Source organism: Pseudomonas marincola (assembly GCF_900116605.1).
GTDB lineage: Bacteria > Pseudomonadota > Gammaproteobacteria > Pseudomonadales > Pseudomonadaceae > Aquipseudomonas > Aquipseudomonas marincola.
In genome coordinates this window covers 105,131-125,623 of record NZ_FPBC01000008.1, presented here as the reverse complement: position 1 = coordinate 125,623, position 20,493 = coordinate 105,131, and the positions used below count along the sequence as shown (strand labels likewise).

24 protein-coding genes are annotated in these 20,493 nt (G+C 58.4%); 9 read left to right on the top strand and 15 right to left on the bottom strand.

Annotated elements, in window-relative coordinates; genetic code table 11:
- Nucleotides 1–58 precede the first annotated feature (58 nt).
- Both BM395_RS14335 and BM395_RS14330 read right to left on the bottom strand, forming a co-directional pair.
- Nucleotides 59–1,108, bottom strand: coding sequence for an alkene reductase (locus tag BM395_RS14335; protein WP_090512974.1), 1,050 nt, complete (start codon nucleotides 1,106–1,108; stop codon nucleotides 59–61).
- 140 nt (nucleotides 1,109–1,248) lie between these two features.
- The gene (locus BM395_RS14330) at nucleotides 1,249–1,560 is read right to left on the bottom strand and encodes an ArsR/SmtB family transcription factor (RefSeq protein ID WP_069897815.1); all 312 of its coding nucleotides are present in this window, start codon (nucleotides 1,558–1,560) and stop codon (nucleotides 1,249–1,251) included.
- A gap of 173 nt (nucleotides 1,561–1,733) precedes the next feature.
- On the opposite strand from BM395_RS14330, the gene BM395_RS14325 reads away from it, so the two are divergent.
- Nucleotides 1,734–2,318 carry an acyl carrier protein phosphodiesterase gene (locus BM395_RS14325; RefSeq protein WP_090512970.1) on the top strand — a complete coding sequence of 195 codons (585 nt, stop codon included), beginning with the start codon at nucleotides 1,734–1,736 and terminating at the stop codon, nucleotides 2,316–2,318.
- Here the strand turns inward: BM395_RS14325 and BM395_RS14320 are convergent.
- Both BM395_RS14320 and olsB read right to left on the bottom strand, forming a co-directional pair.
- Nucleotides 2,315–3,091: a lysophospholipid acyltransferase family protein gene (locus BM395_RS14320; RefSeq protein WP_090512968.1), complete on the bottom strand. Its 777-nt coding sequence runs from the start codon at nucleotides 3,089–3,091 to the stop codon at nucleotides 2,315–2,317. The two genes, BM395_RS14325 and BM395_RS14320, sit on opposite strands and share 4 nt — an antisense overlap.
- A gap of 122 nt (nucleotides 3,092–3,213) precedes the next feature.
- Nucleotides 3,214–3,960 carry an L-ornithine N(alpha)-acyltransferase gene (gene olsB / locus BM395_RS14315; RefSeq protein ID WP_069897812.1) on the bottom strand — a complete coding sequence of 249 codons (747 nt, stop codon included), beginning with the start codon at nucleotides 3,958–3,960 and terminating at the stop codon, nucleotides 3,214–3,216.
- A 158-nt stretch (nucleotides 3,961–4,118) separates the two neighbouring features.
- Here olsB and BM395_RS14310 point away from each other — a divergent pair, with 158 nt between their 5' ends.
- From BM395_RS14310 to BM395_RS14275, 8 genes are all read left to right on the top strand, one after another.
- Nucleotides 4,119–5,000 (top strand): acyl-CoA dehydrogenase middle domain-containing protein, encoded by an 882-nt coding sequence (locus BM395_RS14310; protein ID WP_090512965.1) that lies wholly within the window; start codon nucleotides 4,119–4,121, stop codon nucleotides 4,998–5,000.
- Nucleotides 5,001–5,077: 77 nt separating this feature from the next.
- Nucleotides 5,078–5,863 carry an oxygen-binding di-iron domain-containing protein gene (locus BM395_RS14305; RefSeq protein WP_090512962.1) on the top strand — a complete coding sequence of 262 codons (786 nt, stop codon included), beginning with the start codon at nucleotides 5,078–5,080 and terminating at the stop codon, nucleotides 5,861–5,863.
- 118 nt (nucleotides 5,864–5,981) lie between these two features.
- Nucleotides 5,982–7,103: a serine hydrolase domain-containing protein gene (locus tag BM395_RS14300; RefSeq protein WP_090512960.1), complete on the top strand. Its 1,122-nt coding sequence runs from the start codon at nucleotides 5,982–5,984 to the stop codon at nucleotides 7,101–7,103.
- Nucleotides 7,100–7,438: an amidase gene (locus tag BM395_RS14295; protein WP_090512957.1), complete on the top strand. Its 339-nt coding sequence runs from the start codon at nucleotides 7,100–7,102 to the stop codon at nucleotides 7,436–7,438. The genes BM395_RS14300 and BM395_RS14295 overlap by 4 nt, the downstream gene beginning before the upstream one ends.
- A 102-nt stretch (nucleotides 7,439–7,540) precedes the next feature.
- Nucleotides 7,541–8,119 (top strand): YceI family protein, encoded by a 579-nt coding sequence (locus BM395_RS14290; protein WP_090512955.1) that lies wholly within the window; start codon nucleotides 7,541–7,543, stop codon nucleotides 8,117–8,119.
- The gene (locus BM395_RS14285) at nucleotides 8,119–9,276 is read left to right on the top strand and encodes a phospholipase D-like domain-containing protein (RefSeq protein ID WP_090512952.1); all 1,158 of its coding nucleotides are present in this window, start codon (nucleotides 8,119–8,121) and stop codon (nucleotides 9,274–9,276) included. The genes BM395_RS14290 and BM395_RS14285 overlap by 1 nt, the downstream gene beginning before the upstream one ends.
- 104 nt (nucleotides 9,277–9,380) lie before the next feature.
- Nucleotides 9,381–9,962: a DJ-1/PfpI family protein gene (locus BM395_RS14280; protein ID WP_069897805.1), complete on the top strand. Its 582-nt coding sequence runs from the start codon at nucleotides 9,381–9,383 to the stop codon at nucleotides 9,960–9,962.
- A gap of 28 nt (nucleotides 9,963–9,990) precedes the next feature.
- Entirely contained in the window at nucleotides 9,991–10,299 is a 309-nt protein-coding gene (locus tag BM395_RS14275) for a ribbon-helix-helix domain-containing protein (RefSeq protein ID WP_069897804.1), read from the top strand.
- 82 nt (nucleotides 10,300–10,381) lie between these two features.
- Here BM395_RS14275 and tcyN read toward each other — a convergent pair whose 3' ends face one another.
- The 11 genes from tcyN to BM395_RS14220 form a co-directional block, all read right to left on the bottom strand.
- Nucleotides 10,382–11,155, bottom strand: coding sequence for an L-cystine ABC transporter ATP-binding protein TcyN (gene tcyN / locus BM395_RS14270; protein ID WP_090512950.1), 774 nt, complete (start codon nucleotides 11,153–11,155; stop codon nucleotides 10,382–10,384).
- Nucleotides 11,155–11,823, bottom strand: coding sequence for a cystine ABC transporter permease (gene tcyL / locus BM395_RS14265; protein WP_069897802.1), 669 nt, complete (start codon nucleotides 11,821–11,823; stop codon nucleotides 11,155–11,157). The genes tcyN and tcyL overlap by 1 nt, the downstream gene beginning before the upstream one ends.
- Nucleotides 11,820–12,617 carry a cystine ABC transporter substrate-binding protein gene (gene tcyJ, locus BM395_RS14260; protein ID WP_069897801.1) on the bottom strand — a complete coding sequence of 266 codons (798 nt, stop codon included), beginning with the start codon at nucleotides 12,615–12,617 and terminating at the stop codon, nucleotides 11,820–11,822. Before tcyJ ends, tcyL begins: the two co-directional genes overlap by 4 nt.
- 105 nt (nucleotides 12,618–12,722) lie before the next feature.
- Nucleotides 12,723–13,718 (bottom strand): D-cysteine desulfhydrase, encoded by a 996-nt coding sequence (locus tag BM395_RS14255; protein ID WP_090513181.1) that lies wholly within the window; start codon nucleotides 13,716–13,718, stop codon nucleotides 12,723–12,725.
- A gap of 105 nt (nucleotides 13,719–13,823) precedes the next feature.
- On the bottom strand, nucleotides 13,824–15,323 hold the full coding sequence (locus BM395_RS14250; protein ID WP_090512947.1) for an ATP-binding protein: 1,500 nt from the start codon (nucleotides 15,321–15,323) through the stop codon (nucleotides 13,824–13,826).
- A complete protein-coding gene (locus BM395_RS14245; protein ID WP_069897799.1) occupies nucleotides 15,323–15,982 on the bottom strand; it encodes a response regulator in 660 nt (219 codons plus the stop codon). Before BM395_RS14245 ends, BM395_RS14250 begins: the two co-directional genes overlap by 1 nt.
- A 46-nt stretch (nucleotides 15,983–16,028) precedes the next feature.
- The gene (locus BM395_RS14240) at nucleotides 16,029–16,691 is read right to left on the bottom strand and encodes a tetratricopeptide repeat protein (RefSeq protein WP_425287619.1); all 663 of its coding nucleotides are present in this window, start codon (nucleotides 16,689–16,691) and stop codon (nucleotides 16,029–16,031) included.
- Nucleotides 16,688–17,494 (bottom strand): SDR family oxidoreductase, encoded by an 807-nt coding sequence (locus BM395_RS14235; protein WP_090512945.1) that lies wholly within the window; start codon nucleotides 17,492–17,494, stop codon nucleotides 16,688–16,690. Before BM395_RS14235 ends, BM395_RS14240 begins: the two co-directional genes overlap by 4 nt.
- 9 nt (nucleotides 17,495–17,503) lie before the next feature.
- Nucleotides 17,504–18,157, bottom strand: a complete 654-nt coding sequence (locus tag BM395_RS14230) for an iron-containing redox enzyme family protein (RefSeq protein WP_090512941.1) — start codon at nucleotides 18,155–18,157, stop codon at nucleotides 17,504–17,506.
- Nucleotides 18,144–19,628, bottom strand: coding sequence for an AMP-binding protein (locus tag BM395_RS14225; RefSeq protein WP_090512938.1), 1,485 nt, complete (start codon nucleotides 19,626–19,628; stop codon nucleotides 18,144–18,146). The genes BM395_RS14230 and BM395_RS14225 overlap by 14 nt, the downstream gene beginning before the upstream one ends.
- A complete protein-coding gene (locus BM395_RS14220) occupies nucleotides 19,612–20,301 on the bottom strand; it encodes a thermostable hemolysin (RefSeq protein WP_090512936.1) in 690 nt (229 codons plus the stop codon). The genes BM395_RS14225 and BM395_RS14220 overlap by 17 nt, the downstream gene beginning before the upstream one ends.
- Nucleotides 20,302–20,493 lie beyond the last annotated feature (192 nt).

Below are 20,493 nucleotides of genomic sequence, written 5' to 3'. Positions count from 1 at the left end.
AAACCGGGCCAGGCCCGGTTTTTTATTGCTGCCAGTTACCTGAGTAACGGGCTGCTGGTTACATCCGTGGGTAGTCGATGTAGCCGACCGGGCCAGAACCGTAGAAGGTTTCCGGGTGCGGCTCGTTGAGCGGCGCATCAGCCTGCAAGCGAGCGGGCAGATCCGGGTTGGCAATGAACGGTATACCGAAGCCGATTGCATCGGCGTTGCCGGCAGCCAGCCACTCGTTGGCTTGCTCTTTGCTGAAGCGCTCATTGGCGATGAACATGCCACCAAATTGCTTTTTCAGTGCCGGGGTCAGGCTGTCTTCACCGGCCTTTTCACGGGTGAAGATGAACGCGATGTTGCGTTTGCCCAGCTCGGCGGCAACATAGCCAAAGGTTTCACTGGCCTGCGAGTCACCCATGTCATGCGAGTCGCCACGTGGCGCCAGATGCACACCTACACGGCCAGCACCCCAGACGCCAATGGCGGCATCGGTGACTTCCAGCAACAGGCGTGCGCGGTTCTCAATCGAGCCACCGTAGCGATCGGTGCGCTTGTTGGTGCTGTCCTGCAGGAACTGGTCGATCAGGTAGCCGTTGGCGGCGTGGATTTCGACGCCATCAAAACCGGCCGCTTTGGCGTTTTCTGCGCCCTGACGATAAGCCTCGATAACGTCTTCGATTTCTTCGGTTTCCAGTGCGCGCGGAGTCGGGTAGTCACGCATTGGACGTAGCAGGCTTACGTGGCCCTTGGCCGCGAGTGCGCTCGGTGCGACTGGCGCCTGACCGTCGAGGAAGCTCGGATCGGAGATGCGCCCAACGTGCCACAGTTGCAAGACAATCTTGCCGCCATTGGCGTGCACGGCCTTGGTGATATTGCTCCAGCCACGTACCTGATCCGCGGACCAGATGCCGGGAGTGTTGGCATAGCCGACGCCCATCGGGGTGACGGCTGTCGCTTCGGTGATGATCAGGCCGGCGGACGCACGTTGCACATAGTATTCAGCCATCAGCGCATTGGGCACGCGGCCTTCATCAGCACGGGCACGGGTCAGCGGCGCCATGATGATGCGGTTGTTGAGTTCAAGGTCGCCGATTTTGATTGGATCGAACAGAGTAGGCATTGGGTAGCGCTCCATCAGGGTTATTCGTTGAGTGCAAAAAATGCTTGCGGGTTCAGTCTTGCGCGGTGCGTCAGAGCGACGCGCGTTGGTTCTATTAAGCTGGCGGCTACGCCAACAACGCTTAAGGCAGTTACAGCGAGTTAAAGGGTGTTGTTCAATTCTTCGAGAAATGCCTGAATGGCCGCCTCGTCACGCTTGAAGAAGTGCCATTGGCCAATCTTCTTGCTGGTAATCAGTCCGGCGTTTTGCAGGGTGCGCAAATGTGCCGAGACACTGGATTGCGACAGACCCGTGAGCCGGTCAATCTTGCCGGCACAAACGCCAATTTCGAGCGGGTGGTCCTGGTCTGCAAAATACGCTTCCGGGTTTTTCAGCCAGTTGAGAATGTCTCGACGTACCGGATGCGCGAGGGCTTTGATAATCTCTTGGTGGTCGATATGTGCTGTTTGCATGTCAGGTTCCGCCGGTTGCGTATCGCTATGGGACGAACTTTATATCGGGTCGGCCCGATATACCCTTCGATTCCGGCGATAGTGATCATTGATTGCGCTGATGGAACATCGCAGCCCTGCTGCACTCAACTTCTGTCGGGCACAGTTGCCCGCTACACGGTATGAATTGGCCCATGAATTACCTCGCCCATTTGCATCTAGGTGGCACCGCGCCCGCGCAGTTGTTGGGCAGCCTGTATGGCGACTTCGTCAAAGGCCCGCTCACCGGCAAGTTCGCGCCAGATATAGAAGCCGCTATTCGTTTGCATCGGCGCATTGATGTGTTCACCGACAGCCACCCGCTGCAACTTCAGGCCTGCGCGCGTTTTTCACTGACCCGCAGGCGCTATGCCGGGATCGTGCTGGATGTGTTCTTCGATCATTGCCTGGCGCATCGTTGGGCTGATTACGCCAGTGAGCCACTCGATCAGTTCACGAGCCGGGTTTACTCGGTGCTGGCCAATGAACCGGAGTTGCCGCTCAATCTGGCGCGAATAGCACCGCGTATGTCGGCGCAGGATTGGCTGGGCAGCTATGCCGACTTTGCGGTGTTGGAGCAGGTGATCTACGGGCTGCAACGGCGTTTGTCGCGCCCAGAGGAATTAGCTGACGCGATGCTGGAACTGCAGCGGTTGTATCAACCGCTGCAGGAGGATTTTCAGGCGTTTTATCCACAGCTGCAGGCGTTTGTCGCCGAGCAGCGGCGCTGTGAGGATTAAGCGGCGGCGCGTGGCTCGCAAGGTTGCGCCTGACCAAACAGTGCGTCACTGACCGCCGTCTGGGTTCTGCGCGCCAGTTCATTGCGGTTGCCGCTGGCGCTGGCAATGGGCGTCAGCAACTGGATTTCGACTTCGCTGATATCGCTGCTGAACAGGCGCAACAGATGCGAGAGCATGTCGTCATCACCAATAAACGGCGCAATCGAGTCGAGCTTGCCCTGGCGCGTGTAACGGATGGCCACCGGTTGGATATCCACGGCGCTTTCAATCGCGCTGCTCAACAGGCGGCCATGAAAGGTGCGCACGGCGCTGCCGTCGGTGGTGGTGCCTTCCGGAAAAATCAGCAAATCATGACCGCTGCCCAAGTGCCGGCCGAGCTGCTGGTTGAGCAGGGCGCTGTCACCTGAACCCCGGCGGATGAACAAGGTTCCGGCTTTGCGTGCGAGCCAACCGGCAACCGGCCAGGTGCGTACTTCTGCCTTGGACAGAAACGACAGCGGGGCGATCATGCCGATCAGCGGAATATCGGTCCATGACACATGGTTGCTCAGCCAGAGCATGGGCTTTTTCGGCAATTCGCCGCGTACGCTGACGCGAAACGGCAAGGCGGCGCTGAGACGACTGAGGAACCAGCGGGTCAGGCGTTGACGCATGCTCAGCAAGTCGCGACGGCTGCAGCGCTCCATCAGGCTGACAATGGCGGCCATCAACGTGCCCAGACCGATCACGGCGAGCAGGTGCAGCAAGCGTAAATACAGGCGCAGTTTGATCATCAGGTATCCGTTGGGTTGGCTCTAGTCTGGCGGCACTTTTTACACAGTGGCGCGTCGACGCACAAGCAAACCCCTGAAAAGCACTGCACGCGCGGCCTGTTTCAGAGGCTTGCCTTGCGCGATTACACCGCGGCCTTGAAGTGGCGGGCGTAGCGTGGGCAGAGGTCATCACGCTTGAGCAGGATGAACACATCGGCCACCTGAAACTCCTTGTCCCAGCACGGCTCGCCGCAGATTTTTGCGCCCAGACGCATATACGCCTTGAGCAGTGGCGGCATTTCAGCAATCACGTTGGCGGGCACGCTCAGCGCCGGCAGCGGCTGCTTGGGCTCGGCGCGCAGGTGTTCGTTGCACAGATACCGTTCGCGCAGGCGCTGCATGATTGCGTGGGCCTGCACGCCGCCGTCCTGCATGGGAATGCTGGCGCAGCCCATCAGGTAGCTGTAAGCGCCCTCATTGAGGATTTCTGCCAACTCGCTCCAGAGCACCGCAATCGTGCCGCCGTTGCGATAACCCAATGCGACGCAGGTGCGGCCAATTTCCAGTACCGGCCCTTGCAGGTGAACCAGACCGTGCAGGCTGAATTCTTCTTCGCTGTAGAAACGGCCCAAACCGGCGGCGGCCTGATGGTCGAGCAGGCGAGTGGTGGCGACCAATTCACCAGTATTGAGGTCGCGCACACCAATGTGCTTGCAGTGAATGTCGTAGTCGTCCATGTCCAGGCCTAACTCGGCACCTTTGAGCTTGGCGTCAAATTCAGCACTGAAAACCCGATAGCGCAGGGCTTGAGCCTCTTGCAAAGCCGCAGGGCCGCTCAGACGTTCGGCCTGCAAACGACGTGCACTGGTGTTGGCTGCTTGTTGGATCATGGTCTTTCTCCGTTAGCCGATTCGGGCAAGTGCTGACTACGTCTTGCATTCGATCATTCTTGTTGGGCAAGCTCAGGCTAGAAACTGCGAGTGTCACCACCATGAACAATTCATGATGCTTGTGTGACATCGGCCCAAATGGTTTTCGGAGGTTGTTTATGTGCTGGCAAGAATTGTTGAGTCATCAGCCACGGCTCCCTGCTTATCCGTCGCTCGATCAGTGGTATGGCGCCTTGCTTGAACGGCTGCAGCAGCCGTCACCGCTGGCTCTGGCGATTCTTGGCGGGCGAGCGGCAGCCACTCCGGGCTTGGCTTTTCTGGCCGGTTATCAGGCGGCGTTGCGCGCACTCTGGCCATCTGCACCGTGGACACTTGGCGCCTTGTGCGTGACTGAAAACAAAAGTCTGCGCCCGGCCGACATGCGATCGCGTTTGTCGTGGTTGCACGCCAATGGTCGCAAAGACTTTGTCACCGCTGGCGATGCTGCCGACTGGCTGTTGGTGGTGGCGCGTGAGGAAGGACCGGATGAAGACGCGCCCCGCGTGGCGCTGGTCGTGGTGCAAACCAGCGGGCCCGGCGTGCGTCTGGAACAACTGCCGGCGCTACCGTTCATGCCGGATGTCAGCCATGCCCGGGTGCAGCTGGAAAGCGCCCCTTGCGAGCGCCTGGCCGGTGATGGCTGGAGCGATTACGCCAAGCCGTTTCGCACCATCGAAGACCTGCATGTGCTCAGCGCCATGAGTGCCTGGCTGTATGGCGTGGGCCAGACTTGCGACTGGCCGCAGCCCTTGCAGTTGCGTTTGCTGGCATTGCTGGCGGGTTGCAGCGAGGTATCGCGGTTGTGCGCTTCGAGTGCCGCTACGCACGTGCTGCTGGCGGGCCTGTTCGCACAGTTCGATGCATTGCAGGTCGAGATCGACGCTGCACTGGCAGCGGGACCGGCTGAGTGGGCGACGCTATGGAGTCGCGACAAAACTGTGATGAATGTCGCAAATTCGGCGCGCGCTCAGCGTTTGCACAAGGCGCTCGCCTCGCTCTAGCTCGCGGGGTTGATCCAGATCAGTAGCCGCATGGGTCGGACTCGTTAGAGTCGCGCGATTTTGCAGGAATAAAAATCATGCGCCGTGAGCCGATAGTGCTGTTCGAGAAAGACGGGCATAGCTGCCTGATGTTCGACGATTTGGTGAGCGGCGAGGGCGTGCAGTCCAATCAGTTCCTGATTATCGACAAGGACCAATACCTGCTGCTCGACCCCGGCGGCGATCTGACTTACACCCCGCTGTCGCTGGGGTTGTCGCGGTTCATTCCGGTGCAGGACCTGACCTACATTTTTGCCTCGCATCAGGACCCGGACATCATCTCGTCGCTGGACAAATGGCTGTTGCACACGCGGGCCAAGGTCATCTGCTCCAAATTGTGGGCGCGCTTTCTGCCGCACCTGACGGCCAATTATCTGGCCATCAACCACGGTATCTCGACCTACGATCGGATTCTCGCGCTGCCGGACCGCGGCCTGAGTTTCAACCTCGGCAAATGCCAGCTCAAAGCTGTGCCCGCGCACTTTCTGCATTCTGTGGGCAACTTTCAGTTGTACGACCCGGTCAGCAAAATCCTGTTTTCCGGCGACATGGGCGCATCGCTGGTGGATGACGCAACGCCGGTGAGCGACTTCGCCAGCCACATCTCACACATGCGCGGCTTCCATCAGCGCTATATGGCCAGCAACAAGGTGTGCCGGCTGTGGGCGGCGATGGTGCGCGAGATGGATGTGGCGATGATCGTGCCGCAACATGGCCGCCCGTTCGTTGGGCCAGAAATGATCACTGCGTTCCTCGATTGGGTCGAGACGCTGGAGTGTGGATTGGACCTGATGGGGCCTGACGATTTTCGCTTGCCGCGTTAACCCAGTATCAACCTTGACCTATCGCGCCAAATAAGCCGCATTAACGGCATATATCGCGCTATTGAGGGTCATATTTCCCGTGCTAGGGTGCAGCTTCCCTTGTTGCCGAGCTGCTGCCATGCGTATCCCGCTTTTCCCGCGACTGACTCTTGCCCTGGCCTTGGCATTGCCCTGCAGTGCTGTGTTGGCCGCTGAGCGCTGGCCTGATCCGCATTGGAGCGCAGCGCCCGCCAGCACCAGCGCGGCCATTACCGCGCTGGAAGACTACGCCTTTCCGGTGCGCGATGATGAGGCCCGCAAAGGTGTGCGCACCGATGCGTTGCTGGTGATCCGCGATGGCCAGATTATTTACGAGCGTTACGCCGGGCCAACTACCGCCACCACGCCGCACCTGACCTGGTCGATGAGCAAAAGTCTGATGGCCAGCGTGCTCGGGGTTGCCTATGGCGAAGGGCGTTTCAAGTTAGATGCGCCCGTTGCCGCTTATTACGCGCCAATGGCTGAGCACCCGGGTATCAAGATGGGCCATCTGTTCAACTGGGCCTCCGGCCTTGCCTGGCAGGAAGGTTATGAATACGCGCCGCTGAAGTCCTCGGTGGTCGCCATGTTGTACACCCGTGGGCGAACCGACATGGCCGCGTTCGCCGCGCAAACCCCGGCGGATGCCGAGCCGGGCCAGCGGTTTCGTTATTCCAGTGGCGACAGCAATATTCTCGCGGCGGCGCTGAAAAATATCGTCGGCGTCAAAGCTTATGCCGATTACCCGTGGACGGCGCTGTTCGAGCCACTGGGAATCACCTCGGCCGTTTGGGAAACAGATACATCGGGCACCTTCGTGGGGTCTTCCAATGCCTACATGACGGCCCGCGATCTGGCCCGTATCGGCTTGCTGATGGAGCGCCGCGGGCGTTGGCATGATCAGCAATTGCTGCCCGATGCCTGGGTAACTTTCAACCTGACGCCGTTTGCCGGTTATCAAGCCGACGCTGAAAAGCCCGATGGCGCCGTGCCTGGCGCCCAGTGGTGGCTCAACAGCGCCGCGCCAACCGGCAGCAAGCCGTGGCCGGACGCACCAGACGATACCTTTGCCGCGCTCGGCCATTGGGGGCAAGGGATGTACGTGATGCCAGAAGAAAAGTTGGTCGTGGTGCGCTATGGCGATGACCGCGACGGCAGTTACAAACACAACGAATTGCTCAAACGTGTCACCGCCGCCTTCGGGCCAGGAGTCAAACCATGATCCGTCGTCATCCATGGTTGTCGATTTTGGCTGTGCTGGTGCTTATCGCGCTTGGCTGGGGCTGGACTAATCGCGCTGATCTGCAAGCGTTTCCGAGCATTATCGGGGCCTACTCGGCCAAGGAATATTGCTCGTGCCGCTATGTGATGAATAATCCGCCGAACTACTGCGAAGGCTACATCAATCAGTACATCCCATTGAGCGAACTGCTTGATGATCAGGCCAGCAAGCGCGTGACTGCACGCGGGCTGGGCAGCACTCAAACAGCGCAATGGCAGGGCCAGCGCCAAGGTTGCCAATTGCTCGCGCAACCCGCTGCTACACCCGACAGTTAATATTTCACGGCGGTAACATTGCAGGGCTAAGCTCAAGTGACTTTGCAACGGGCACGCAGGCGGCTATCTTGAGGCTTGGAGTGCCATGCCCAAGGGATATTTATGCAACTGCTACGCGTTATACTGCTGCTTGCCTGCAGTGTTGCCTTACCCGCTCACGCCAACTGGTATCTGGATAACGAGTCTTCGCGCATCGCGTTCGTCTCGACCAAGAACCAAAGCGTTGCCGAGCCTCAGCGCTTTCTCAAACTGCACGGTAACGTCGACAAGCAAGGCAAGGTGCGGATGCGTGTTGAGCTGGAGTCGATTGCCAGCGGCATTCCTTTGCGCGATGAGCGCATGCGCTCAATGCTGTTCGAGATAGAAAAATATCCCGAAGCGACCATCGAGGCGCAAATCGACCTAGACCAACTGGCCACGCTGGCGCCTGGTGCGCAGCTGGAAATCCAGCAGCCCATGCAGCTCAACCTGCACGACAAACAGCAGCAGTACAGCGCCGAGTTGTTGATTACCCGGCTGGACTACCACCGTTTCCAGGCCGTGACGCTGAGCCCGCTGATTCTCAATATTGATGACTTTGCTTTGTCGCCGGGGCTTGAGGCCTTGCGCAACGCGGCCGGATTGAAGTCGATAAGCCCGGCGGTGCCGGTCAGTGTTGTCTTGATCTTCAGTCAACGCTGATGCCCGGTACAGTATTTGGCTGGCGCAGCGCTAACCGGTTCAACCTGCTCAACGATGGCCCGCAATTTTTTCCGCGCATGATCGCGGCAATCGATGCCGCGCAGCAGCAAGTGGAACTTGAGTTGTACCTGATCGAGAGCGGGCGCTGCGTCGAGTTGCTGGTTGCCAGCCTGTGTGCGGCCGCTCAACGCGGGGTGCAGGTGCGCTGTCTGTTCGACGATTACGGCGCGCAGGCATTGCATGCCAATGAACGAAAGCGCTTGAGCGATTGTGGCGTGCAGATACGCTGCTACAACCCGCTGCGCTGGCGTCACGGTATCCGCAACTTTTATCGTGACCACCGCAAGCTGTTGCTGGTCGACGCCAACGTTGCCTTCACCGGCGGTACGGGCGCTACCGATGAGTTCTGGGTGCCGGATGACGCGCAAAGCCCGTGGCATGAAGTCATGGTCGAAATCAGCGGCCCATTGGTGGCGGACTGGCAATCACTGTTTGAGCATCAGTGGCGAGCCAGCGTGGCCAAACTGAGCTGGATGCTGCGGCCCAGCAAACGCATCAAACAACCGCCAATACCGCCCGACTCGGGTGATGGCCATGGCCGTGTGGCTTACGCCGATGCACGCCAGCATCGCGATATTCTGCAGGCACTGGTCCGCGCGGTGAGCAATGCCGAGCAGCGGGTGTGGCTGGCCACGCCGTATTTTCTGCCAACCTGGAAGGTGCGCCGGGCGCTGCGTAAAGCTGCCTCGCGGGGCATAGACGTGCGCTTGCTGTTGAGCGGGCGCAACACCGATCATCCCTCGGTACGCTACGCCGGCCAGCGTTATTACCCGCGTCTGCTGCGCTCCGGGATCAAGATATTCGAGTACCAGCCGCGTTTTTTGCACCTGAAAATGGTGCTGGTCGATCAATGGGTCAGCCTCGGTTCATGCAACTTCGACCACTGGAATATGCGCTTCAATCTGGATGCCAATCTGGAGGCCCTCGATTCGCGGCTTACTCAGCAGGTCGAACAATGTTTCATCGACGATTTCAGCCAGAGCCTGCAAGTGACCCACGAACTCTGGCAACAACGCCCATGGTGGAGCCGCCTGCAGCAGCGGTTGTGGGGCTGGCTCGACCGGGTTGTGGTCAATCTGCTCGACAGGCGCCGCTAAACGGCATGTTCAATTGCGCCGTTTAACGTAGTCGCGGGCTATTACCCGGCTACGCTTTAGCGGGGCAATACTTCTCTAAACCCAACCCCTGTGAGGAGAAAACCATGGCTGCGAAAAAGATTCTGATGCTGGTCGGTGACTACGTGGAAGACTACGAAGTGATGGTGCCTTTTCAGGCGCTGCAGATGGTCGGCCACACCGTACACGCTGTTTGCCCGGATAAAACCAGTGGCCAGTTCGTGCGCACCGCCATCCACGACTTTGAAGGTGACCAGACCTACAGCGAAAAGCCTGGCCACAACTTCGTGCTCAACTTCGACTTTGCCAAGGTCAAGGCCGAAGACTACGACGCGCTGGTGGTTCCCGGTGGCCGCTCGCCCGAGTACCTGCGGTTGAATGCGGATGTGCTGGCGCTGGTCAAGGCTTTGGCTGCTGCGGGCAAGCCGATTGCGGCTGTGTGCCACGGCGCGCAATTGCTGGCGGCTGCCGGTGTGCTTGAAGGGCGTGCGTGCAGTGCGTATCCAGCCTGTGCGCCAGAAGTGCGTCTGGCCGGTGGCGAGTTCATCGACATTGCTGCCGATGAGGCGCATGTCGAAGGTAATCTGGCGTCGGCGCCAGCTTGGCCTGCGCATCCGAAATGGCTTGCTGGCTTCTTGCAATTGCTCGGCACCGAAATCAAGCTGTAGCCAGAAACCGCAGACGCTGAGGTGATTTATGTGTGAGCTGTACGTTAAGGCCGACCCGATTCTGTACGAGTCGCGCTCGCGCTCGTTGCGTATTTGCGGCGTGGTCACCACTTTGCGCCTGGAGAATCAGTTCTGGGACATTCTGCGCGAAATCGCTGAAATTGACGGCATGACCACCAATCAGCTGATCACCAAGCTGTATGAGGAGGTTATGGATTACCGTGGCGAAGTGGTTAATTTTGCCTCGTTCCTGCGCGTCAGTTGCAGCCGTTATCTGGCGCAGCGGCGTGCGCCCGCCACTGGCCTGAGCGTGGTGCAGGCGCGGGCCAATGCATAAGCGTTGAGCGGCCCAGAGGTTTGCAGCATTATAAAAAGACCGGCTGAGGCCGGTCTTTTTCTCCGCGTCGTTCAGGCAGGCATCAGCTGTGCGCTGAGTTTTGTGGTGCGCCATCGCTGATGAACTTGCTGAGGAACTGGCGCGTGCGCTCTTCCTTGGGCGCGCCAAACAGGCTCTTGGCATCGCCCTGTTCGACGATGACACCCTTGTCGATAAAGATTGCCCGATTGGCCACGTCGCGGGCAAAGCTCATCTCGTGGGTGACAATCACCATGGTCCGCTGTTCCTGCGCCAATGCCCGAATCGTTGAGAGCACTTCGCCGACGAGTTCCGGGTCGAGCGCCGAGGTCGGTTCGTCAAACAGGATCACATCTGGCTGCATGGCCAACGCCCGGGCAATGGCGACGCGCTGTTGCTGGCCGCCGGACAAACGCTTCGGGTAGGCGTTTTCCTTACCCGCCAGACCGACTTTGGCAAGCAGGGCTATGGCGCGCTCGGTCACGGTTGCCAGCGGTTCCTTCTTGACGATCAGCGGCCCTTCAATCACGTTTTCCAGCGCAGTGCGGTGGGGGAACAGATTGAAGTTCTGGAACACAAAACCGACGTGCTGGCGCAGTTTACGAATCTTGCTTTGCTGTTTGCCCAGCGGCTTGCTGCTGTCGATTTCTATGTCGCCGACCTTGATGGTGCCACCGTCCGGAGTTTCAAGCAGATTGAGGCAACGCAGCAGGGTGGTTTTGCCCGAACCGCTGGGGCCGATGATGGCGACAATTTCACCGGCCTTCACCTCAAGATCGATGCCCTTGAGCACGGTTTGGCCATTGAATTGTTTGGTCAGGTTACGCACGGAAATCATCAGGAGTCCTGCTCGTGTCGGTTGACGCGCGCCTCAAGGCGGCTCTGAAAGTGCGACAGTAAAGTCGCCAGAATCCAGTAAATAAATGCCGCTGCCAGATACATGGTGAAGATCTCGTAGGTGCGCGCCGTAATCAGCTGCGCCTGACGAAACAACTCCGGCACCTGAATAGTTGCGGCCAGCGCCGTGTCTTTAACCAGCGAGATAAAGCTGTTGCCCAGCGGCGGCAAGGCGGTGCGCATTGCCTGCGGCAGAATTGAGCGGCGCAGTGTCTGCATCCGGTTCATGCCGATACTGGCTGCTGCTTCCCATTGGCCACGGTCGATCGAGGAGATCGCGGCGCGGAGAATTTCCGAAGTGTAGGCGGCCATGTTCAGCGAGAAGCCGACCAGTGCCGAAAGCAGCGGGCTCAGCTGGATACCGACCTGCGGCAACCCGTAGTAGATGATGAACAGTTGCACCAGCAAAGGCGTGCCGCGAAAGAACGAGACGTAGATGCGCGAGAGCCAGTTCAGCACCTTGAAGCGCGAGAGGCGCATCAAGGCGAACATGAAGCCCAGCAGCAATCCAAAGAACATCCCGCCAATACTCAGGACAACCGTGTACATGGCGCCCTTGAGCAGGTAGGGCGCCGAGTCCATCGCAAGCTGTAGGCTTTCTTCGATCATTGGGTGACGTCAGACTTGAACCATTTTTCGGAAATAGCCTTGAGGCTGCCGTCTGCGCGCATCTCGGCCATGGCCTTGTCGATCGCGGCGAGCAGTTCCGGGTCGCCTTTGCGCATGGCAACTGCAGACTCCTGACGTGAGAACGGCTCTCCGGCCACGGCCATCTTGCCCGAAGTTTTTTCAACCATTTCAAAGGCTGCCAGACGATCCACCAGAATCACATCCAGACGGCCAACCATCAGGTCCTGGAATTTGGTCGGGTCATCGTCGTAGGTTTTGATGTCGGCTTGCGGCACATTCTCTTTCAGCCAGGTCTCGTATGCGGTGCCCAGACCCACACCGACGCGCTTACCGGCCAGATCAGCGGGTTGCTTGATACTGTCGGCTTCACCTTTACGGGTCAGTGCCTGAATGCCGGATACGGTGTAGGGAGTCGAGAAATCATATTTCTTTTTGCGCTCGTCGGTGATGGTCACCTGATTGATCACCACATCCAGACGTTTGGATTCGAGGGCCGCGAGAATCCCATCCCACTTGGTCGGTTGAAACGCTGCTTCAACGCCAAGCTTGGCCGCCAGCGCTTTGGCGAAGTCCACTTCGAAGCCGGTCAGTTTGCCATCCGCATCCTGAAAGTTGAACGGCGGGTAAGTGCCCTCAAGGCCGATCTGGATTTTCCCGGTGCTCTTGATGTGCTCAAGCAGCTCGGCGGCATAAGTGCTGCTGATCATGCTGGAGCCGAGAATCAGGCCCAGGCTGGTGATCAGGAAATGGCGACGCAAAGTAGCTAGCTTCATAGTGTCACTCGCTTAGGCTGGTGTGCCCGCAGCTTGGCTGCGAGGGGTGGTACAAAATAATCAGAAGTCGCCGATGCGACCAATGAACGGGATTAATAGCCGTTATCAACCTGCGGCAGGGTGATACGCGAACAAGGCCGGCGAGCCTCCGGTGTGAAGAAACAGCACTGGCCCTGTTGCAAACTGTTGGTTGGCAATGCCGTCAAGCAAACCGGCGAAGGCTTTGCCGGTGTAAACCGGGTCCAGTAGCAGTCCTTCGGTGGCAGCCAGCAAACTGATTGCTTGCAGTGTAGCTGCATTGGGCTCGCCATAACGTGGAGCGAAATAGCCATCCCAAAGTTCAATTTGCAGGGCATCCGGCACGGCGATATTCAGCAGTTCTGCCGTGCGTTGCAGCAAACCTTCAACCTTGGGGCGCTGCGCAGCGTCGGTGCGTGAAACGGTGACTCCAACCACGCGAGTACCGGGCAAAGCGTATTCGAGTGCGAGCGCCAGGCCGCTGTGCGTGCCGGCCGAACCCGAGGCCAACACCACTGCCGAGAACTGCTCGCCGGTGAGTTTGATTTGCTCGGCAAGCTCAAGCCCGGCGCGGACGTAGCCCAGTGCACCCAGTGCGTTGGAGCCGCCAATCGGCACGATGTAGGGTTTGCGTCCGTTTGCGCGCAAACGATCGGCGGCCTCTTGCAGTTGCTCATCGGCGTTGTCGAGGTTAGCGACGTGTTCAACTTCACAGGTAAACAGGTCGAGCAACAGACGGTTGCCGTTGCTCTGATAGTTGCGGTCGCTGCTGGCAATCGGGTTCTCCAGCAACGCCAGGCATTTGAGGCCGAGGCGTGCTGCGATGGCAGCGGTTTGGCGCACGTGATTGGACTGGATCGCACCCGCCGTCACCAGCGTATCAGCGTTTTGTGCCAAGGCATCGGCTGCCAAAAACTCGAGTTTGCGAACCTTGTTGCCACCCAGGGCGAACGGGGTGATGTCGTCACGTTTAACCCAGACACCGGTGCCCAGCTGGCTGGAAAGGCGTTCGAGTTTCTCCAGTGGTGTTGGGGTGTTAACCAATGGCAGGCGCGTGAATTTCGAAAGGGCAGTGCTGAGCATCATCAGAATTCTGTGCAGGTTTAAAGATTCAACTCTAGCCCAAGACCGGTCTGCGCAGGCGGCTTGCTCTTGTGTTGTGCGATATCGAGTTGGCGTATGCCGTTATTATGACACGCTGGGCGCCGAATTTTGGGCTCTGGTGCGGGTGTTGCGCGGCAGTCGCACAATCACTTCAAGGCCGCCCATTGGCGATGTGTCGAGGCGGATGGAGCCTCTATGTAATTCCACCACCCGCTGCACAATTGATAAACCCAGGCCTGCACCCTCGCCAGTTGAGCCGCGATAGAACCGCTCAAATAGCTTTTCGCGCAGCTGCGGGTCGACGCCTTCACCGCTGTCGAGAACCCTCAGCAGCAGTGCGTCGGATTGTGCATCAATATGCACCTCAATGCTTCCGCCTAGCGGGGTGTACTGCACTGCATTGCTGACCAGATTTTGCAACAATGTTCCCAAGCTCGGGCTGTCGGCCGTGATGCGGAAGTCATCGGCTGGGTTCGCTTCCAGCAGCAGCTCCTGCTGTTTGTCCAAGGCCAGCGGGATCAGCTCAGCTAACTCATTGCGGACGTAGCCGAGCAAGTCGATCTCGACCATTTTCAGCTGCACGCTGTGCGGGTCTAGCCGGGCCAGCGTGAGCAATTGCGCGACGACCCGCGTCGCCCGTTCGACGCCGCTATTGAGCTGTTTGAGTGCTTTGTTGCGGTCTAGAGGGTCTTCAGCCGTTTGCGCGTTCTGGGCATGGATACGCAGTACTGCCAGCGGCGTGCGCAGCTCATGCGCCGCATCGGCAATGAAGCGTTTTTCCTGGCTGATCAGCTGTTTCACTTGCAGCAACAGTCGGTTCAATGCCGCTGCCATAGGCTCCAGTTCTGTTGGCAAGGGCCTGAACAACAGCGGGTCCAGGTCATCTGGCGCGCGCGCACGAATACGCTCGGCCATTGCTTTCAAGGGCGCCAGCCCCCAGCCAATGGCCAGCCACACCAGCAGGGCAAGCAAAGGCAGGCCGATGATGTCAGCAAACAGGGCTTTCAGAGCGATCTTGCCTACCAGCTCACCGCGCACATCCTCACGCTCGGCAATCATGATCCAGTGATTATCCTTGTTGTCGTGCAGAACGAATAACCGCCAGTTGTGCTGCGCCAGCGAGACATTGTGATAACCCACGAGCGCGCGGCCGAAACTTGAAAGCGGCTCGCCGTCGACATGCTCATGTTTTAGAGCTTTGTCGCGGTGCAGGATGATGAGCAGTTGCGCCAGAGCATCTGTTGGTGCACTGGCTGACTGCAGCAGCGTTCGACCATGATCATCAAATAGCTGAAAAGCCAGTTTGCCTTCGTAAGGGTGGCCGGTGGCGAGCGGATCGGCCTGCTCGCTGTTGTGCGATTTAAGCGCCTGATCTAAAGCACTTTGCAGTGCTGTACGCGCTTGCTGGGGCATGTCGGCGCCGACTATGCCTTCGAGCAGGCGGCCGGTCTGCGCCATTTGCGCATCGAACAGCTCTTCTACTTCATGTTTAGCGTCGTGGTAGCTGACCAGGGAAATCATGCTGAGCGCCACGCATAACAGGCTTAGCAGTAACAGCAGGGTGCGTGCGCGAATGGAGATCATCAGGCTTTATCCACCAGATAGCCGACGCCACGTACGGTGCGGATCAACTCGGGGAAGAACTTTTTGCGCAAATGGTGGATGTGCACCTCAAGCGCATTGCTGTCGACGTCCTCATTCCAGCCATACAGTGCCTGCTGCAATTTGTCTCGGGTCATTACCCGGCCGGGCTGGGCGATCAACTCATGCAGTAGGAGAAATTCCTTACGCGGCAGATTGACTGGATTGCCTGCAAAGGTGATCTCGTGGCTGGCAGGGTCGAGGCGGATTCCGCGATATTCGAGCGCCGGCTGTGGGCGGTTGAAACTGCGGCGCAGCAGGGCACGCAAACGTGCCTTGAGTTCGGCGACATCAAAGGGTTTGACCAGATAGTCATCGGCGCCGGCATCCAGCCCGGTAATCCGGTCGTTGGTCGAGTCGCGTGCAGTTAGCACCAGTACCGGTACTGGATTGGCGGCGGCGCGCAAGTTGCGCAGTACTTCCAGACCATCCATACGCGGCAGGCCGAGATCAAGGATGGCCAGGTCGAAGCTTTCACCCGTCAAGGCATGCAACGCGCTGCGGCCGTCCTGCACCCAGTCGACGGTGTAGCCTTCGGGCTTGAGCGCCATCTGGATACCATCGGCCAGCGCCACATCGTCCTCAACCAGCAGTATGCGCATCACTCAATTCCCTGATTGATTTTTTATCATGAGATTAGCCGAATGCTTACTTCATGACTGCGTTTACATCTGCGAGCAGTTTGTTGATTTCGTCGCGGCGACCTTTATCTGCCAACTCACGACCGGGACGCGGCGTGGCGGCAAGGGCGGTCTCCAGAGCCGTTTTAGCTTCAGCGTAGCGCTTGTCGCGGAACAGGAAGTCGCCATAAAAGTAGTTAGGATCGATGCCGCTCGGGTTGATGCTCAGTGCTTGCTTGAGCATTTGCTCTGCCTTGTCATCATCGCCAAAGGCTACCGGCCAACCGGGAACCTGATAATAAAGGCTGCCGAGGCTGGTATAAGCGGAACCGGCCAGCGCTTTGGGTTCTATGGCGATGGCCTGTTCGAGATCGGCCTTGGCATCCTTGACCAGACTCAAGGCGCCGAGCCCTCCTTTGGCTCCTGCGTAGGTGCTCAGAATAATTGCATGCCAGATGAGTAACTCTGGTGCCTTGGGTTCGGCGCCAAGGGCTTTACCGGCTTGTTCGCTGAGGCTGGCGAATGCGGCTTCTTTCTGCTCTTTGGGGAGCTGATAGTTTACTTCGGCCCAGCGTGCTTGCAGTTGCTCAAGGTTTTTCTGGCTCTGCGGGCTCAGTGCGAACGCGGGCAAGCTCGCGCAGCACATCAGTGTGATCAGGCTGTTACGCATTACGTTGTGCAGGGTCATCATGGCTTGTTCTCCTGATGCTTTGAACGGGCGAAACGCTGGATGGTCGGCAGCTGTTTGCGCAGCGCTGAATCAACCATCTTCGGCAGCAGACTGTTGAGGCGTACAAAGAGTTTTTCTGGCCAGCCGAGGTACGACTCTTCGCGCTCGCGTACGATCGCGTCGATCAATTGCCTGGCGACACGTTGCGGATCGTCCATGCTGACATTCAGTTCATCGTTCATGGCGACCACGTGGCTGGCATTCATTGCCGTACGGGTGGCTCGCGGGGCGAAATAGAGCACGCGGATCGGCGTGTCTGCCAGTTCACGACGCAGCGCCTCGGTGAAGCCGCGCAGGGCAAACTTGCTCGCGCAGTAGGTGGTGAAACCGGGGTAGCCGATGGAGCCGAACGTCGAGCCCAGATTGACGATCAGTGCACGGCCTTGCTGGCGCAGCAGCGGCAGCAAGCGATGGGTCAGTTGCAGGGTCGAGGTTACATTGAGGTTGATCATCGCGGCGATTTCCGCTTCATCCTGATGATCGAGCAGATTGAAACTGTTGATCCCGGCTGCATTGATCAGCGTGTTCAAACCACCAAAACGCTGCGCGGCGGCGCTCACGGCATCGCGCCCTTCACGCAGGGTAAGATCAGCCTGCACCAGATCAACCTTGCCTGGGTATTTGTCGGCCAGCTCTTTAAGCGGTGTCAGTTGGCGGCCAATTATTAGCAGGCGCGCGCCCTCGGCAACCAGTTGCGTTGCCAGCGCCTGGCCAATGCCGCCGCTGGCTCCAGTGAGCAGTACCCGACAATCGAATAAATTCATTAATTTCCCCTAGGCAGACAACGGCAAGCTGCGGAACATATCGCCATAAAGCCGGTAAACGACTTTGGCGGTATGCACCACGGCGGCCTGATCTTGTTCATTTTCAAGACGGTCCATCAGGCCCTTGTAAAACTCGATGTGACCGACATCCAGGTCACCATGCGAACTCAGGTAGCTGAACGCCTGAGGTGGTAGTTGCAATTTGTCCTGAATGATCCCGGCAGCCTGCGTGGCCAGCGCAATGCTGGTGCCTTCGAGTACGTTGACCATGCCAAAGAAGCTCACCGGATTGCCGCGGGCGATGCGGTCATAGACATAGCTGACCATGAGTTCTGTCGGCAGCTTGGGGCTGCCGTGGCGCACCGCTTCTTTATCGCCACCACAGGCGGAAATGTCGTTAAGCACCCATTCCTGATGGCCATACTCTTCTTCGATGTACTCGGCCGTTGCTTCACGCAACCATTCAAGGCGCTCGGGCAGGCGGGCGCCACAGGCCATCAGCAACGGGATGGTATGTTTCACATGGTGATAGGCTTCGGTGAGAAACGCGATGTAGCTGACTACGCTCACCTTCCCCTGCATGGCTTGCTGAATAATTGGCGCGCTCAGCAGGTAAGTGCGTTCGGCTTCGGTCTGTTGATTAAGTGATTCATAGAAACTCATATGACGCTCCAACCCTATGTTCACTGGTGATTAATTCATTGATGGTGCTCTGGTAGCGGCTGAGCAGTGCGCTGCGCCTGAGGCGCCCGTTTGCGGTTGCCAGTTGATTACTGGCGCTGAATGGCTCCGCGCTGCGGATCCAGTGATGAACTTGTGCGTAGTCGGGCAATTGCAGATTGACAGCGTTTATCGCCTCGGCCAGTTCTGCATCCGGGATGCTCGGGCTGCGCGGCACAATCACCGCGATATTCGCCGGCAGCGCCTCTCCATAAAGCCAGGCCTGAGCGATTGGCAACTGCTGGACCAGTTCGGACTCCACCCATTCCGGGTTGACGTTGCGGCCGAAGGCGGTGATGAACTGATTCTTCTTGCGTCCGTGCAACACCAGAAAGTCGCCGTCAAAATGGCCCAGATCGCCCGTGCCCATCCATTCATCCGCAAGCGCGGGCTCGCCCAGATAACCGAGCATGTGCGGGCCTTTGACCTGCACTTCGTGATCCGCACCAATGCGTACCTCTGCGTGTCCGAGTGGGATGCCGGTCGTGCCACTTTTATGCGCCAGAGGCGTATTAAGGCAAACCACCGATGCGCATTCGGAAAGGCCGTAACCCTCGAAAACGGCAAGCCCAAGTTGCTCTGCTCGCTGCAGCAGTTGCGGCGAGACGCGCCCGCCACCGACTGCGATGAAACGCAGCGAATCGGGCACAGGCATGCCGCGCTCTGCGGCGGTAACCAGCGCTAGGAGTAATTGCGGGAGCAGAATCAGGCTATTCGGCTTAATCGTATTGATGGCGTTAAGGAAGCGCGGCAGTTCGAACTGGCTTGCACCGAGCAAGCCAATTTGCGCCATTGGCAACAGCTCGATGCGAGCACCGGCCAGCAGCGGTGCATAAACCCCTGCGAGGTTTTCGAGCAGCGTGGCCAGTGGTAAAACGCACAGGTGGATTTCTATATTGCAAGGCAGACTTGCCTGATAGAGGCTGTTGGCGACCGCCAACTGCGCGGCAATATCCAGGCAAACGCCTTTCGGGTTGCCGGTAGTGCCAGAGGTGTAGGTGATTTTGCAGGTGCCTGGATGCAGGGCGCACGATTCGCCAATTTGGCGAAGGGCAATGTCAGGCGCACAGGGCTTAAAACCGAGTGCTTGAATAGGGTCAGCGTCCTTGCCGATGTAGCAGTCTACGGAGGCGCTTGTGAGTACGTGCTCTTGCTGCGCCGTCGAGAAGAAACTGGGGAGTGGGATGCAAACCAAGCCTGCATTGAGCACAGCCAAGTCCCACAAGACCCAGTCTAAGCCGTTATCAAGTGCCAGTGCAACGCGTTTTGCCCCTAATGTCCGCAAGCGTTCGCTTCGCTCGCTGACAAGCTCAAGCAATTTTAAGTAGGTGACAGTCTGTTCACCGCTGCTCAACGCAATACGCGAACCATGCGCGTTTATGTGTTCGATGAAGCTCTTAGCTGCAGGCCACATCGGGTATGTCCTCTAATGCGTAGTAAGGCTGATAGGCCATGCGCGGGTAAGCGCCCAGTTGCAGCAGGCGTTGATGGCCCTTGGCAATATCGCCAACCATTACGTGGGGCTCGCTGTCGTAATAGCAGCCCCAGTCGGCCAACTCATCACCCATGCAGGCTGGGTCTGCGCGACCCAGCGACAGCGGTGCGAGGCCCAGACGCTGAAAACTGTTGAGTAATGCCGGTGTGCCAGTGAACGTCACCCAGCGGAACCCGCAGCTCACCAGCAGATCGGTTAGCGCGACAATCAGCAGGCGACCGGCTCCCGCGCTCACAGCCGCAAGATTGCCGACTTCAACAATATGCTCACGCTCCGGTAACTGCATGCCTTGCAGGGCGCCGATAATCTGTTCGGTCGGATGCTCCAGGTAACGCTCAAGAAACAGTGGGCCGCGACCCGCACTGCGCAAACCAACGGCCCCGGCCAGTTCACCGTGCTGGTTTTCGAGGCTGAACAGCGATGGCATGAAATGATGGATTTTTGCCGCGTACTGCTCGGCAAACCGCTTTTCGATAAAGTGTTCGGTAATCGCCCGTCGCGTGCTGTTGGCTTGTACCCAATAGAGATTGAAAGGCGTGTCGCGACCTATTAGCGCCAGCGCTTTATCTTGATCAGTCCAGGGTAGATCCATTTTTGATAGCCTCGGTGATGATCTTCGAGGCAAGTGTGCGTGAGGATTCTTAACGGAGAATTAAGCGACGCCGGATGATTTAATGACCAATCAAAGGCTATGCATAGAAACGCGAAAGCCCGGCACGGGGCCGGGCTTTCGCGGTGTCGCTGACGGCGCAGGGATGAGCTGCGCCGAATACAAAGCAGTGAC

What these genes read in the sequence shown, in the direction of transcription:
- BM395_RS14335 (WP_090512974.1), bottom strand. Translation starts at nt 1,108, where the DNA reads ATGCCTACTCTGTTCGATCCAATCAAAATCGGCGACCTTGAACTCAAC.
- BM395_RS14330 (WP_069897815.1), bottom strand. Translation starts at nt 1,560, where the DNA reads ATGCAAACAGCACATATCGACCACCAAGAGATTATCAAAGCCCTCGCG.
- BM395_RS14325 (WP_090512970.1), top strand. Translation starts at nt 1,734, where the DNA reads ATGAATTACCTCGCCCATTTGCATCTAGGTGGCACCGCGCCCGCGCAG.
- BM395_RS14320 (WP_090512968.1), bottom strand. Translation starts at nt 3,091, where the DNA reads ATGATCAAACTGCGCCTGTATTTACGCTTGCTGCACCTGCTCGCCGTG.
- olsB (WP_069897812.1), bottom strand. Translation starts at nt 3,960, where the DNA reads ATGATCCAACAAGCAGCCAACACCAGTGCACGTCGTTTGCAGGCCGAA.
- BM395_RS14310 (WP_090512965.1), top strand. Translation starts at nt 4,119, where the DNA reads ATGTGCTGGCAAGAATTGTTGAGTCATCAGCCACGGCTCCCTGCTTAT.
- BM395_RS14305 (WP_090512962.1), top strand. Translation starts at nt 5,078, where the DNA reads ATGCGCCGTGAGCCGATAGTGCTGTTCGAGAAAGACGGGCATAGCTGC.
- BM395_RS14300 (WP_090512960.1), top strand. Translation starts at nt 5,982, where the DNA reads ATGCGTATCCCGCTTTTCCCGCGACTGACTCTTGCCCTGGCCTTGGCA.
- BM395_RS14295 (WP_090512957.1), top strand. Translation starts at nt 7,100, where the DNA reads ATGATCCGTCGTCATCCATGGTTGTCGATTTTGGCTGTGCTGGTGCTT.
- BM395_RS14290 (WP_090512955.1), top strand. Translation starts at nt 7,541, where the DNA reads ATGCAACTGCTACGCGTTATACTGCTGCTTGCCTGCAGTGTTGCCTTA.
- BM395_RS14285 (WP_090512952.1), top strand. Translation starts at nt 8,119, where the DNA reads ATGCCCGGTACAGTATTTGGCTGGCGCAGCGCTAACCGGTTCAACCTG.
- BM395_RS14280 (WP_069897805.1), top strand. Translation starts at nt 9,381, where the DNA reads ATGGCTGCGAAAAAGATTCTGATGCTGGTCGGTGACTACGTGGAAGAC.
- BM395_RS14275 (WP_069897804.1), top strand. Translation starts at nt 9,991, where the DNA reads ATGTGTGAGCTGTACGTTAAGGCCGACCCGATTCTGTACGAGTCGCGC.
- tcyN (WP_090512950.1), bottom strand. Translation starts at nt 11,155, where the DNA reads ATGATTTCCGTGCGTAACCTGACCAAACAATTCAATGGCCAAACCGTG.
- tcyL (WP_069897802.1), bottom strand. Translation starts at nt 11,823, where the DNA reads ATGATCGAAGAAAGCCTACAGCTTGCGATGGACTCGGCGCCCTACCTG.
- tcyJ (WP_069897801.1), bottom strand. Translation starts at nt 12,617, where the DNA reads ATGAAGCTAGCTACTTTGCGTCGCCATTTCCTGATCACCAGCCTGGGC.
- BM395_RS14255 (WP_090513181.1), bottom strand. Translation starts at nt 13,718, where the DNA reads ATGCTCAGCACTGCCCTTTCGAAATTCACGCGCCTGCCATTGGTTAAC.
- BM395_RS14250 (WP_090512947.1), bottom strand. Translation starts at nt 15,323, where the DNA reads ATGATCTCCATTCGCGCACGCACCCTGCTGTTACTGCTAAGCCTGTTA.
- BM395_RS14245 (WP_069897799.1), bottom strand. Translation starts at nt 15,982, where the DNA reads ATGCGCATACTGCTGGTTGAGGACGATGTGGCGCTGGCCGATGGTATC.
- BM395_RS14240 (WP_425287619.1), bottom strand. Translation starts at nt 16,691, where the DNA reads ATGATGACCCTGCACAACGTAATGCGTAACAGCCTGATCACACTGATG.
- BM395_RS14235 (WP_090512945.1), bottom strand. Translation starts at nt 17,494, where the DNA reads ATGAATTTATTCGATTGTCGGGTACTGCTCACTGGAGCCAGCGGCGGC.
- BM395_RS14230 (WP_090512941.1), bottom strand. Translation starts at nt 18,157, where the DNA reads ATGAGTTTCTATGAATCACTTAATCAACAGACCGAAGCCGAACGCACT.
- BM395_RS14225 (WP_090512938.1), bottom strand. Translation starts at nt 19,628, where the DNA reads ATGTGGCCTGCAGCTAAGAGCTTCATCGAACACATAAACGCGCATGGT.
- BM395_RS14220 (WP_090512936.1), bottom strand. Translation starts at nt 20,301, where the DNA reads ATGGATCTACCCTGGACTGATCAAGATAAAGCGCTGGCGCTAATAGGT.